Source organism: Paenibacillus sp. J31R34, assembly GCF_059383715.1.
The window spans coordinates 229,460-242,945 of record NZ_JBXENU010000003.1 but is presented as its reverse complement, the minus strand read 5'-3'; the positions used below and the strand labels follow the sequence as shown (position 1 = coordinate 242,945).

Genomic DNA, 13,486 nt, shown 5'->3' with positions numbered 1-13,486 from the left:
TAAGGTATAGATCGAATAGCCTGTCTATGACTCTTTGCATTGTCTAATCACGCTCCTCACTTCCTTTTGAAGGGAGTCATTTTAAATGACCCCCTCCGCCCAAAGAGACTAACCACATTGCCTTCGTAAACCGGAATATTGTCCGCAAACTTCCAAGCAACGTGTTCCGCTAATTCTTCGCGCTGCCACTCCTCGACGATTTTTAGCGCTTCAACCATTAGCTGAGGATCGCGCGACGTAACTCGCAGCCCCATTTGCGATAGCGGACGTACGTCCAGTTCGATTCCATTACTCAGGAGCCGCTCAATGATTGCGCGCCCTGCGTCGTTATTCCGAGGAATGTATACTGCATAACCGGCTTTTATCGTCTTCATTTTTAACATTGTCGATCGTCTCCCTTATTGGTTGGTTTTATTTGAAACGGAAGAATCCGCAGCCTACATTCACATAGTCGTTCGCCAATTCGATTTCTCACACTTACGGGCAAAGTTTTTTTTGCAAACACCTCCTTAGTCGTTCGTGAAATCGGTATTACATGTGAATTTTATTCCGTACTATATATACCTATGAACCGTTAGCAGTTTGGGACATGTGGTTCGTTACTTTATAGTAAGTACCTGTTATCTGGAAATTGGGACATAACCCATCATATTTTTAAAGAAAACTCTGAATATCCGAAACCAAACATTTGTTCCCCCGTAATACATAGAAAGACGCTCGACAACGGACTCACACCGGCCGAGCGCCAATACTTCCGGCAAGCAGCGCGTACCAATAGCGGACGCCAATCCGCCAGTGTCCAAGACACCGCGAGCTTACCCTTTATATGAACCGAAGCTATCACGGTTGCCGCCGTTAAAGCTTCGTGAACAATCGATCGGCCGCCGAGTAGCCGAAATAGTTGACGCTATTCCGTACATACTACGGCGACGGTAAAACAAGGCCCGCATAGCGATCCGGTTGCAGCCGGTACGGACTTTAGAACAGCGGATACGTTGCCGCGTACCCTTATCCGAGCAGTTAGCGCTACTTGGACGATAAAACGACCTGGACGGGCGATTAAATTTACGGAATCATCAGAAACGACGATCCGCGACCATCGCGCCGTTTAATTGGCGCTAGGTTTCGGCTCCTGTCGTTGGAGCCTCGTCAGGCGGTAACGGAATCCAATCGAGATCGATACCGATTTCTAATAGAACGGTTACTACGAACTCGAACGCGTCCATGCTGCGGAGCGCGGCGTACATATTCGCGATAAGCGATTCGGCTTCGCCGCTTGCCTCCTCCGTCAAGATAATGCCTGCGTCGCTTACGTAAGTTTCAAACAAACGGCCTGGAACGGGGATTACGCGATCGAGCCAGAGGTTACCGTCAGAAACGTACATTGCGATTGAAGGCGAAACGAGATATGCGCGCTCTATTTTGACGGAACCGCCCTCGCTGTACGGTCCGTTAATTACGGTGATGGGCTTCATAGGCCGGCCCTCTCTTTCATCGCGGCTTGATACGCCAGCAGGCGCCTATAACGGGAAGCGGGCGGCTGCACCGTTGAGTGACCGCGTAGGGCTGCGTATCTTTGCGTCCCATATGCGTTTGCTTTGTGAAGATAGTACGTCAGCCTTCGCGTAAACGACGGACGGAACTCGCGGAGTATGCGACCGTGGTTAATCAGATCGTACAGCGCGCCACAATCCACGCAGCGAGCGTAAACGGAATCAGCATCGTGTTTCACATAACGGAATTGGACGGCGGTGCGGCATTCGTTGCAGTAATCCGGACGCGTTCTCATCGGAACAACTCCAAATATACGCACTCTCCGTCATTTATTACGAAAACCCCGAAAACATCTGTAAACCGGTGCTTTCCCCGCAGCCAATACGCAGGACCGTGATAGATAGCGCGAATACTATAGCGGTTTGTCATTACGGAAAGCACCTCCGGATAATAGCGAAGGAAATTTCAGCCGCGAGTTCGGCAATAATACGGATTACAAGGCGCGTTTTTCTGCGTCGAACTGGCGTCGGGACCTCGTTAATATTCGGATAAGCGAGAATCATATTGCGACGCCTCCTTTCTGCGGAATAAAACCAAGCTGTCGGAACTGCAGGTCGGTTACGCGGACAGTACCGATCGTTTTGAGCGGTGATACGCCGGTGATACGACGGAAATAGGCAGGCTGAGACAAGAAGGATAACGGAGATGGGCGATCGAGAATAGAAACGAATATAAGTCCGTCGGTGCGGAGTACGAAGCGAAGACGGTGCGTAATTTGCGGTTGTTTAGACATACGGATGAAACCTCCTGTATTGTACGCTTATACGTACGTCATTTGTTTTGATTATAGTGTACGCTTATGAGTACAGTCAATACTTTTTTTGGGAGGTTTCATATTGGATAAAAAAGTGATCGTTTCTCTTAGTGATTTACTCGCAGAAAGAGGTATATCCCTAAACGAATTATCGCTATTAACTGACGTTCGTAGGGCAGCTCTTTCCGAATTGACAAACGGCAAAAGAGAGAATATCAATTTTACACACATCGAGAAAATAGCCAGCGCTTTAAACATTTCAGATATTCGGCAAATAATAACCCTTATTGACGCTGGCAAGAATGATGGCTTATCGGAATAAGTAATTCACACCTTCACACGGCATAACCTAAACCGCTCAAAAAAACGAGCGGTTTTTTGATGTTTTTAAGCTGCGTCTATTTTCGCCAATCCTGCGTCGAGACTTCGCTATAAATGCGCGCATAATTCGTTAACACAGTAACGCGTTAAAGTGTCGCGATGATTTGCCGATATATACGGAGAGGACAGTATATGAGGAGGCGGTTAAATGGGAGAGCTATCGTTAGAAGAGGCTGTTCGATTGTTCCTACGTGATAGAAAGTACGCCAATTTAAGCAAGCATACGTTGGAATTCTATTACCGCCAGTTTCTGAAGCTACGTAATACTTTAGAGATACAACAATTATCGACCGATCCAGCCGCGATAACGTACAGCGTACTGAAGGAGAACGTTATCTTTTACCTCATGGAAGAAGAAGAGTTAAAGCCGACAACAATTAACTGCATACTACGTGCCGCCCGCGCTTTGTTTAACTATCTCGTAAAGGAAGAGCTTTTGCCGGAAAGCCCATTCAAAAAAATATCGTTGGTCAAGGTTAAGCGAACCGTAGTTAACACTTTTACGAACGAGCAGCTCTTTGCCCTTTTCCGCCAACCAAAGCTAAATACGTTCAGCGGCGTTCGTGATTATACTATGATCTTACTTCTCTTAGAGACGGGCATACGCGTACGTGAATTATGCGAAATTACACTCGATGACATCGATTGGAGCGTCATGTCTATTAAGATAAACGGCAAAGGAGCCCGTGAACGCTTCGTCTACTTCCAAGATAAAATGCGCCAGCAGTTAATCACGTACATTCATCGGCGCGGCGACGTTCCTCATCGTACCCTTTTCGTTAAACGTGGAAATCAAAAACCAATCGATCGGCGCGCCGTCCACGAACAAATACAAACACACGGTAAAAATGCGGGAATAACAAACGTCCGCTGCTCGCCCCACACAATGCGGCATACATTCGCCCGACTCAGCGTACAAAATAAAGCGAATTTATTTGCGCTGCAATCTATCCTCGGTCACAGTACGATGGACCAAGTGTTGACGTACGTTAATCTGTTCAGCAGCGAAGTGCGAGACGCGCATAAATCATTTTCACCGGTGGAGAATATTAAAATAGGCGAGGTAACTTAGATGACTACTAACGGAGATATCTTGGAAATTACAGCTTACAGCTTAGAGGATGCGTTCATCGTTTTTTATAACGCAAAACAAGCGGAGGCATTACGTGGTCAGACGTTAAGGAATTACCGGAGCCACTGGACGTACTTTCGGGAATGGCTCCGCAGTGAACATGCGGATATACAGTATGTTAACGAAATAACTTCCGCCTTACTGCGCGAGTACATCAACTATATGCACAATAAGACTAAGTTTAGCGACATACCGCATAGAATTGTAAAAGGAAGTAAAATTTCTACGCACACCGTTATTTCGCGGATACAAACGATGAAAACGATGTTTATTTTCTGGATGAATGAACACATGATTAAAGTTAATCCGGTCAAAACGATCAAAAAACCGCGTGTCGACATAGACGAACGGCAGACCTACACGGACAACGATGTGCGGAAGCTTCTCGCAGCTCCGGATATTACAACTCACGCAGGCTTTCGCGATCGTATTGTAATGTTGCTTCTAGTGGACGGTGGATTCCGTATAAACGAGGCCCTACGAATCAATACCGATTTAATAGATCACGAAACCTGCTCCATATACTTACCGGCATCTATGAATAAGAATCGTAAGAGTCGCCGCGTCCCTATATCAACGGAGACACTGGCCGAAATTGACAAGCTTATCGAATTAAACCGCGTACACTACGAATCGGATTATCTATTCATAGCGAAGAACGGCCTCCCCCTTAAGATTGATCATTTTCGTAAAAGATTGCGCGAGCATACCGCAAGGGCAGGCGTTGATCCTAAGTTATCGCGTCCGCACCAATTCCGTAGTTACTTTTGTACGATGTATCTACTTAACGGCGGGGACATAATGACGCTTCAGCGTATAGTCGCGCATGCTGATATTGAGACAACCCGAAGTTATTCGCGAGCTGATGAAGAGCATATACGAAAACAGCATGCGAAATTCTCTCCACTAACGAGACTCAGGTAATTAAGCGAAGAGTTCTCTTCAATGATTCACGTAACAATCTGTATTTACACAACCAAGCTGAAGTATTATTATTAGTTGAGTAGACTACATTAATGTTAATGTTAATATTAATCAGTCGTAGGTAAAAGCGGTAAGACGTTTAGTAACAAACTTATGGTATAGGTGAAGCCCCCATCCGCCAAGATAACGGGGCTTTTTCCTGTTTAAGATTGAACTGCTAAAGCAATAATTGCTACGATTAGAGTAAGCAGAAATACAACGAACATTCCGAATTGAAGCATTAAATTAATTACTTCGCTTGTCTTCAATATACGTCCTTTCTCCTTACCGCCTTTACCTACAAATAATTATACACAGTAATTCTAGTGTAGCCTATAAAAATTCGCCGCGGCGAATTTCTGTTGACTTCTTTATCAATTTCGTGTAAGAGCGTATGCAATATAAGCATCATCTAAAGTACACTTCAGCTTTATAAATCTCAACTTTCTCCGTATTTTATTTGCATGATGCTCGGATTTTTCCAAATCACGCCAATCATAGAATAACAAATCCTGCTTACAAACACAAGATATAAATACAACATATGGTGATTGAAATTATAAATTCTCTTAATGAACACTATATATAGATTATTTTCTTAATTTGATCTAGACCAACTTTCTATATATAGCGGATAACACGCCTCCACACTCGTTCTCCCCTTTAAACGAGAGCACGCTGCGTTGCCCTGTATGCTAGGCTTATCTTAAATCCAGTTAATATAAACGAAAAAAAACGGCCACTCCCCGTAAGGAATGACCGCTGTTTGGCGTAATTTGTTTTGCTAACGATTACCTAATCCTTGTACCGACGAAAATACTCCGTCTTTATCGGCTTTGAGTATTACTATAAACGTACCAGGCTCGGAATCGCCGAAACTTTCCGCATCGAATTGCGCGGCCAGCGTTTCACTCTTATAGATAACGTATGTGTATGTAATACCGTCATCCGTTTTATCAGTCCGTGATACTTCTACCGCGTCTGCTGGCGACATCTTTAACGTTTCCGCCAAAGCGTCCTCTAACGGGATTCTGTCGAATACAATCGTAAGGTTCACGCAAGTATAATCGTAACCAAGGCAGAATATACGGCCGTCATCGTATGTCCATGTAACTCCTTCTCCATCGTCATGTCCGCGTTCTCCGAACTCCTTATCGAAACTTACCGCTTCAGCTCCGAGTACCGCCGGACCGATTTCTGGCGTTGGGCTTGGACTAGGTGAAGGTGTTGGAGATGGCGTTGGTTCTTCCGTCGGACTAGTAGACGAAAACATGATTGACTGATTTTCGGGACTAGGCGCCTCTTCTACATTTCCATTTTTTGCGCAGCCGATAAGTAAAACCGTAATTAGTAATAATAGTGATAATAAAATGTAATTCCTTCTCAAAAACAAGACCCCCTATGTTTCCCTTTATATGTAATACTCACATTATCGCAAGAAGTGTCGGATTTTACAATGTAAAGAACGCAAATAAACCGCAATCGCCCGAAGGAAATTGCGGTAACAATGTGTAATCTATAGATTCTCTAGCGGTGAGTGCCGATCGTGCTTTTCGGAGATATCCGTACCAAAAAGATTTACGTACATTCGGACGATATCCAGCGATGTGTGTCCGAGTATTTTCTGCAAGCTAAACGCGTCCCCACCGTTCATAATGTACATTTTCGCAAAAGTGTGCCGGAACGTATGCGGCGATACTCGCACGCCTTTAACCCGCGCATCCTGACCGTACAGCTTAATCGCTTGTTGAATGCCGCGAACCTTAAACGTGTTGTTATCGACATTTACGAATAACGAGTCGCAGTCCAGCACGCCGCGAACCTCGGTGTAATTGCGAAGCGCCTTTTCTAAAGCGCGAGATATCGGAACGAGCCGTTCTTTTCGTCCCTTTCCGTAAACCTTAACCGTACGGTCGCTCCAATTAACGTGATGAAGGCTGATACCTTCAAGCTCCGATATGCGTATACCCGTATCTAGCAGCGTTAACATGATCGTGTAGTCGCGGAGACCTGTAAACGTAGATCGATTAGGCGTATTCAATAACGACTTCATTTGCGCGTTGGAGAACGTCTCTATTATGCTGCGTTCAGATTTCGCCTTACCGATTCCTGCGAAGGGATTTTTCTCAACGAAGCTTTCCGTGTGCATCCAATTGAAGAAGGCGCGCCAAGATCGGACAAGTTTATCCATCGTTGCGTCAGCGGGCGTCTCCGCCTTACCGCGCTTAATCGGCGTACTTCGCTTCGTTTCTAATGCGACCATGATCGTATCCTTTACGATATCTATCGGTCTCTCAACGTTTTGCTTCTGAAGCTGCCGCGTTAACTCTAGTAAAGTATCGCGGTAAAAATTGAGCGTATCTTGCGTAAGGTTTCTGATGCGACAGTAACGGATAAATGACGTGATAGCTGCGTCTAAATCGAGGGATTCCGCAGGGTATTGAATCGGAGATTTACCGCCGCCAGCCGACGCTAGATTAACGCGACGACTGCGGCCTTTCTTACTATTTTCGGACATATAAAAAACGCCTCCACTTCGCAAAATTCGTTAATGAAACGAATATTACGAAGAGCAGGCGCACAGGTCTACGTGAATGTAGCATCGCAGTATTCGTGCAGGATGCGTACAGACACCGTAAAGCCACCGTGATTTAAAGCGGTATGCCGAGGACCGGGATCGAACCGGTACGGTAGTCACCTACCGCAGGATTTTAAGTCCTGTGCGTCTGCCAATTCCGCCACCCCGGCATAATAGATTGAGGTGTACAATGGTGGGCCCTGAGGGACTCGAACCCCCGACCAATCGGTTATGAGCCGACCGCTCTAACCAACTGAGCTAAGGGCCCTCATAAAACGTCTAGTAAGACGATTTAATAGAAAGCGGCTGTATATTCCATTCGTACAACGCATCAATTTGAAATGGCGACATGAATTAATATACAATATATGAGATAGTGAAGTCAAGCATTTTTCTTCATTTTTTTAATCTTTTGAATTAAATCAAAAATCTCACGCCGTAACGTCCCCGCTTGGAGCGAAAAACCTCGACCTCCTGCGGACATTCGTACCCGTAGATCCACCAGTCATTTTCCATTCTCCGCACTAGGCAGCCTGCCTGAAATTTTGTCTCATATAATCGAACCCAATAGATCCACCTCATTGGTATCCCTCCTCACTCCTTAGAATACCCAATAAAGGCCAAATACAATAATGCATCGACTTTTACACCTTCAAAAACAAACGTCCCGTACAAAGCCATTTCAGGCCTCATACGGGACGTTCTTTTTTAGCGTGCTACTGGTACTTCTGTTGCTGTTGTTCCTTCCTCCTCTACTTGCGTGCCGGCATCATCCATGCTGCCACTCTCAGCCGCCTTGGAGGAATCTGTCTTAGCCGGCTGTTTTTTAATCTTCTCAAGTATAGCATTACCCTTCGTTTCCCACTCAGCGAGCGCTTCCTTCGAAGTGATATCGCCCTTAATGACCTTCTGGAACAATTCATAAGAGGCATTTTGCGCTTCCCAAATGCCCGGCTTGTCGCGGTACAGCTGCTCGGTATCCACGCTTTGCGGCGGAATCGGTTTAAGGGAAGTAAACGCATCAATGTTGTAATTCATGCCGTTTTTAGGCTTCAGGTACTCCTTGCGCGCTACAAGCTCATACGTGCTGCGGGATTTCATTTCCGCCCATTCCTTGCTGTTTGTAAATTGAATGAATTTCCAAGCATCCTCGGAGTTCTGAGCGTTGTTATTAATCCCCATCAGCTGGCTAAAGGAAATAGCGCCGCCAATGCCTGGTGCTTCCTCATGGGTCGGGTAAGTGACGACATCCCAATCGAATGCTTCAAAGTCTTTAATTTTGGATGCATTGTTCATCGTAGTGTTCAGCTCATTGACATAATAAAAGTCCGAAATCGTCATGGCAACTTTGCCACTAGCAAACAAATCGCCTTGGGTCGGGTTATAAACGTAGTTGCCATCGGCAGCTTCTTTATTGGACGCTTCATTGATTTTATTAATATCCTCTTGATCCGGCACAACATCTTCTCTGTACAAGCCAGAGACCGTATTCCATACATTTTCCCATTGCGGCGTGTTGACCAGCATTTTCTCGCCTTTATCATCCCACATTTTCAATTGAAGCGCCGAGCTGTAGGTTTGGATATCGGAGTTGAAATCGCCGCCGTTCCAACGGCTGAAGGTCATGCCATATTTACGGTCAGCGCCCTCTCCCTTGCTCACAAGACGAGCTTTGTCCATAACGTCCTTCCAGGTCATATTGTCAGTAGGAGGCTCTACGCCATTTTCTTCAAACAGCTTTTTATTGTAAAAAAGAGCCGATGAGCTGAACGTTGGCGTCAGCGCATAAATATTGTTGTCGCCTGCAGATTTAATGCCATCAATGACAGTCGGCACATAATCAGTCAAATCGAATTTGCTTTGGCTGATCAATGGATCAAGCTGCTTCAGCAAATTATCCTGCACCAGGCGGCGCAGCATGCTGTAATCCAATACCACAACATCGACAGGATTATCGCCTGTCAGCATATCTTTCATTTTCGCATACGGATCTGGCTGATCGATATTGCCATTCTCGTCTGGAGTCTGGTAGCGCATATCCGAGTAGTCAATCGCGCTTACGATTTCAAAATCGATCTCTGGGTTCATCATTTCATACGTATCGGTATATTGCGAACGGAAATACGGTTCATTATCTGCTCCGCCATATAGTACACCAATACGAAGTACATGCTTCTCTGCTGTACTTTGGGCACCGCCGCTGCAAGCTGCCAAAATCGATGTCGCCACCATCAGTGTCGCAGGGACAACAACCCACTTTTTAATCATTTTTCTATTAGACAACCGTTTCTCCATCCTATATTACCCCCCTAATGATTTAGGCGGCGAAATGACGATTCGCTCACCATCAAACTCCATTGTCGCTTTATCTGTTATGCCTAGTGCGGTTAAATATTCCTTCGGCACCTGGAGTCTTCCCACCCGGTCTACGACGACATAAGCTTCATGCACCGCCTGAAGTCCTTTGCCTGAATGCTCTTCCTCACCCCCAACCGTATTCATATTGGGATTGCGCTTAATGAACTCGGTACTCGTCAAGCCATCGCGAATCGCAACGACGCGGTCCACTTTGCCCGCGAGTGAAAGATCATGGGTAACAATGACAATCGTAATGCCAATTTCCCGGTTCAGCTTGCGAAAAATATTCATAATCAGATCCGACGTTGCGGTATCTACCGATCCCGTCGGCTCATCCGCCAGCAGCAGCTGCGGACGATTGCACAAGGAAATGGCGATCGCGACCCGCTGCTGCTCCCCGCCGGATAATTGATGGAGCTTGTTGTTCATTCGCTCCTTGAGTCCTACCCATTCCAGCAGCTGCTTGGCATAGGCCCGGTCGACCTTGCCCGAAAGCATCATCGGCATTTCGACATTTTCCAGCGCCGTTAAATACGGCAGCAGGTTGCGGGCATTATTTTGCCAGATAAAACCGACCGTTTCTCGCTTGTATTTCACGAGATCGTCCGGGTTGATTTTCAGCAAATCCCACGGTCCCACTCTGACTTGGCCCGCAGACGGGTGATCGAGGCCGCCCAAAATATTGAGCAGCGTCGACTTCCCGCTTCCGCTGTTCCCGATAATCGCCATTAGCTCGCCTGGGTTTACTTTAAGATTAAGACCTTGCAGAGCGACAACCTCGAGATCATCCGTTTTGTAAATTTTGACTAAGCCTTCGCAATCGATCATAGCTGTTAGCGCTCCTCTCCCATTTTAACCGCCTGATGCACCCGCAGCCTGCGAATATGCAGGAAGAGCAGCAGCGCTCCAGTAATCATCATGAAAGCGACGACGATAAACAGCTGATTCGTATCCTTCGCTTCGAAGACGACGCGGAACGGCGGCACCGTTTCTGTCGCATTTTCCGCCGTCTGTAGGAATGGCAGGAACAGTATACTCGTCAGCTTGCCGATCATAACGCCTAGACCGATGGAAAGTCCCGCTGTAAACAGCTGCTCCAGCATGAGCATGCCCGTAAGCTGCCTGCGTGACAGCCCCATCGCCCGCAGTACGCCAAATTGCACGACCCGTCCTGAAAGATTAAAGAACCAATACAGCACGTACCCTGTCAATGTAACGATGACGGATACGAGGAAGCCGAGACTGAGAATCCCGAATACGCCGCCTCGAGTCGGAAGCTTGGACTGGATAATCAGTTCATTGCGTACATCCTTGACGGTAGCGACATCAATGCCCTGCTTCTGCAGCTCTTCCAAAATCGGCGCAACCTTGGCGCCATCCTTCATTTTGAGCCAAACCTCATAAGGCATAATCGGAAGCTGATCGTAAATGTAATCGAGATTCGTAATGACGAACGGCGATTGATCCGGATATTGCGTCGGCCAATAAGGCAGGATGCCTACGACCACAAAATCCAGCTTGCCTTCGGTAAAGCCAACCGACATGGTATCTCCCGGCTTAAGCTGATATTTCTCCGCTACTCCAGTTGGAATAAGCGCCGCTTGCTCATACATCCCTAAGTAGTTCAAATACGTAAACGGATGTGTAGGGAACAAGTCATTGCGGAACCAAGCTACCTTGGAGAAATCGACATTGTCGATGCCCATCACCGTGCCCTGACCAATGGAGCGTCCCGATACGACGATATTCCCTTTCGTTTGCAGCACGCGTGCTGCAGCTTCAACGCCTTCCATTTTGCGGAACAGCTCAAACGGCGGTTCACTGTACAAAATGCGCGTAGGCACAGGCTGCTGCGCACCGCCTCCACCGCCGCCGGAGCCTCCGCCAGCTCCACCACCAGAGCCGCCGCCTGACGACCCGCCACCACCGGAACCATTTCCACCGCTGCCGCCATTGCCGCCGCCGTTTCCATTGTTTCCACCGGTATATTTGACTTCTGGCGTACCATCCCACACCGTTTGAATGACGACATCCGAGCCGAATTTATACAGCGTACGCTCCGTCGAGTTCAAATCGATCGTACGGGCGGCAGATGCGTTATATACACCTAGCCCAAGGGTCAGTACGAGCAAAATCATCAAAGGGTAATAGCCTTTGGAAGAACGCGATAGCTGGGTAAGTGTTAAATAAAGCGGAACAGGCAAAAACTTACGGCCCAGCCAGTTAAACACCTTGAGCAGCCACGGGAACAACCGCAGGAAAAACAATCCCATTGCGAAAATCGATAAAGCCGGCACGAAAAACAGAAACGGCTGCACATTAAGCTGATCCGTCGTCAGTCCCGTCTGGAAGGTCAGCATTTGGCGCTGATTGAACATGTACCAGCCATATCCCGCTGCACCAAGCAGCAAAACATCGATAAACCAGCGCTGCCAAAACGGACTGCGGTCCGAACGGGCTAGATCTCTCTTGTAGCTTACAATCGACGATCTGGCATAAATAATCGCCGGAATAATGGTCGAGAGCAGCGCCAGCACAACGGCAGCCACGCCAGCAATCATCGCCTCTGTCGAGAAGCCGACAGGGATGGACGTCCGATTGACGAAGGACAGGAAGCCATTGGCTGAACCGATGCTTTTCGCCATAAACCAGCCGAGGAACGGACCGCATACTAAAGCGATCGCCCCAAGCAGCAAGCCCTCCAGCAAATAAATCCAAATGATTTGCCTCGTTCCAGCGCCGCGGCTGCGGAGTACCGCAATGTCGCTGCGCTGCTTATCAAGGGACTGCCTGGCATTCATCGCGATAAAATAAAACACCATCGCAAGCATTGGAGCTGCGAGCGTGAACAGCAGCGTCTGAAGCTGCAAGCTCTGCCGCTTAAATTCAATGAGCGTATCGGCAAATGAAATTTCCACCTTCGTGTCCGTCAAACGCTGATAAAGCTCAATATTTAAGCGATCCAGCGTTCTTCCCAGCGGCGAAAGCTGACTCGTCTGCACTTGAGACAAATCGAAGGCATAATACCAGCTTGCATTGTTAAGCGGAATTTTTTGCTGCTCCAGCAGCGTCTTCAAAAAGACGTTTTCGTGAATCTGGAGCGTATTCATCAGTCCTTCAAGCCCTTGATACCAATAAGGATCGGTGTCATTCAGCGGCTTGACAGCTCCGACGATTTTGACGCGCAGCGTTAAATTCAGTCCGCTATAAATCGGGTATTCGAATACATCCCCAATATGAACATCATTGCGGTACATCGCTTCTTCAAGCATGACCGCTTCCATCACGCCGTCTTTATCGACCTTGTCGGTAAACCAGCGTCCTTGCATAATTTCGGTTTTGCCTTCCAGCTCTGTCATGGACATCAGTGTCATCTGACGAGTACGGCTCGCATCCACCTTGGTCGGGTCTTCTGGCACGACATCGGCGCCGCGGAGCGACAAGCTGCGAACAAAGTTCTGATGAGCAAACCCGATTTCATTCGGTACATCCTCTTTAATGTATCGGTCGACTTCAGTCAAAGCTGAAAGATCGGTTGTCTGGCCACCTGGCGACTGATACCGCATCAGCAGCGAGCCTGCCGGCAAGCCGGTGCTCTTCTCTTTGAGCGAAGCCGCGACTACGCGCTTGAGTGCCCCATCCGCATACATCGGGATGCTGGTTGCAAAAGCAACCGCAATCGTCAGACCTGCCAAGGCGCTAAACGTCAGCCAACGGGTGTTCCACATTTTGCGGAACAAAAATCGCAGTAGAGGTATTCCCATCG

At 47.4% G+C, this 13,486-nt stretch carries 13 protein-coding genes and 2 tRNA genes; 3 read left to right on the top strand and 12 right to left on the bottom strand.

The genetic code is table 11. From position 1 onward, the window contains the following. Nucleotides 1-56 precede the first annotated feature (56 nt). From AC50YG_RS10455 to AC50YG_RS10445, 3 genes are all read right to left on the bottom strand, one after another. Entirely contained in the window at nt 57-383 is a 327-nt protein-coding gene (locus tag AC50YG_RS10455) for a hypothetical protein (RefSeq protein ID WP_494826651.1), read from the bottom strand. A 735-nt stretch (nt 384-1,118) separates the two neighbouring features. Continuing rightward, nucleotides 1,119-1,475 carry a hypothetical protein gene (locus tag AC50YG_RS10450; protein WP_494826650.1) on the bottom strand — a complete coding sequence of 119 codons (357 nt, stop codon included), beginning with the start codon at nt 1,473-1,475 and terminating at the stop codon, nt 1,119-1,121. A 578-nt stretch (nt 1,476-2,053) separates the two neighbouring features. Beyond that, a complete protein-coding gene (locus AC50YG_RS10445; RefSeq protein WP_494826648.1) occupies nt 2,054-2,287 on the bottom strand; it encodes a hypothetical protein in 234 nt (77 codons plus the stop codon). Nucleotides 2,288-2,390: 103 nt separating this feature from the next. Between AC50YG_RS10445 and AC50YG_RS10440 the strand changes: the two genes are divergently transcribed. The 3 genes from AC50YG_RS10440 (at nt 2,391) to AC50YG_RS10430 (ending at nt 4,745) form a co-directional block, all read left to right on the top strand. Then, nucleotides 2,391-2,630, top strand: a complete 240-nt coding sequence (locus AC50YG_RS10440) for a helix-turn-helix domain-containing protein (RefSeq protein ID WP_494826647.1) — start codon at nt 2,391-2,393, stop codon at nt 2,628-2,630. 207 nt (nt 2,631-2,837) lie between these two features. Further along, entirely contained in the window at nt 2,838-3,761 is a 924-nt protein-coding gene (locus tag AC50YG_RS10435; RefSeq protein WP_494826645.1) for a tyrosine-type recombinase/integrase, read from the top strand. Beyond that, nucleotides 3,762-4,745: a tyrosine-type recombinase/integrase gene (locus AC50YG_RS10430; protein ID WP_494826644.1), complete on the top strand. Its 984-nt coding sequence runs from the start codon at nt 3,762-3,764 to the stop codon at nt 4,743-4,745. Nucleotides 4,746-4,948: 203 nt separating this feature from the next. Here the strand turns inward: AC50YG_RS10430 and AC50YG_RS10425 are convergent, their stop codons facing one another. From AC50YG_RS10425 to AC50YG_RS10385, 9 genes are all read right to left on the bottom strand, one after another. Next, on the bottom strand, nt 4,949-5,053 hold the full coding sequence (locus AC50YG_RS10425) for a putative holin-like toxin (protein WP_494826643.1): 105 nt from the start codon (nt 5,051-5,053) through the stop codon (nt 4,949-4,951). Between the two features lie 515 nt (nt 5,054-5,568). Continuing rightward, nucleotides 5,569-6,057, bottom strand: coding sequence for a hypothetical protein (locus tag AC50YG_RS10420; RefSeq protein WP_494826642.1), 489 nt, complete (start codon nt 6,055-6,057; stop codon nt 5,569-5,571). Between the two features lie 243 nt (nt 6,058-6,300). Beyond that, on the bottom strand, nt 6,301-7,302 hold the full coding sequence (locus tag AC50YG_RS10415) for a tyrosine-type recombinase/integrase (protein ID WP_494826640.1): 1,002 nt from the start codon (nt 7,300-7,302) through the stop codon (nt 6,301-6,303). A 144-nt stretch (nt 7,303-7,446) separates the two neighbouring features. Next, a tRNA-Leu gene (locus AC50YG_RS10410) sits at nt 7,447-7,532 on the bottom strand. A 21-nt stretch (nt 7,533-7,553) separates the two neighbouring features. Continuing rightward, nucleotides 7,554-7,630, bottom strand: a tRNA-Ile gene (locus AC50YG_RS10405). Nucleotides 7,631-7,779: 149 nt separating this feature from the next. Continuing rightward, nucleotides 7,780-7,944, bottom strand: coding sequence for a hypothetical protein (locus AC50YG_RS10400; RefSeq protein WP_172455662.1), 165 nt, complete (start codon nt 7,942-7,944; stop codon nt 7,780-7,782). A 126-nt stretch (nt 7,945-8,070) separates the two neighbouring features. Further along, nucleotides 8,071-9,657 carry an ABC transporter substrate-binding protein gene (locus AC50YG_RS10395; protein WP_494826638.1) on the bottom strand — a complete coding sequence of 529 codons (1,587 nt, stop codon included), beginning with the start codon at nt 9,655-9,657 and terminating at the stop codon, nt 8,071-8,073. 6 nt (nt 9,658-9,663) lie between these two features. Continuing rightward, nucleotides 9,664-10,548, bottom strand: coding sequence for an ABC transporter ATP-binding protein (locus AC50YG_RS10390; protein ID WP_341282212.1), 885 nt, complete (start codon nt 10,546-10,548; stop codon nt 9,664-9,666). Between the two features lie 5 nt (nt 10,549-10,553). Further along, the gene (locus tag AC50YG_RS10385; protein ID WP_494826636.1) at nt 10,554-13,484 is read right to left on the bottom strand and encodes an ABC transporter permease; all 2,931 of its coding nucleotides are present in this window, start codon (nt 13,482-13,484) and stop codon (nt 10,554-10,556) included. Nucleotides 13,485-13,486 lie beyond the last annotated feature (2 nt).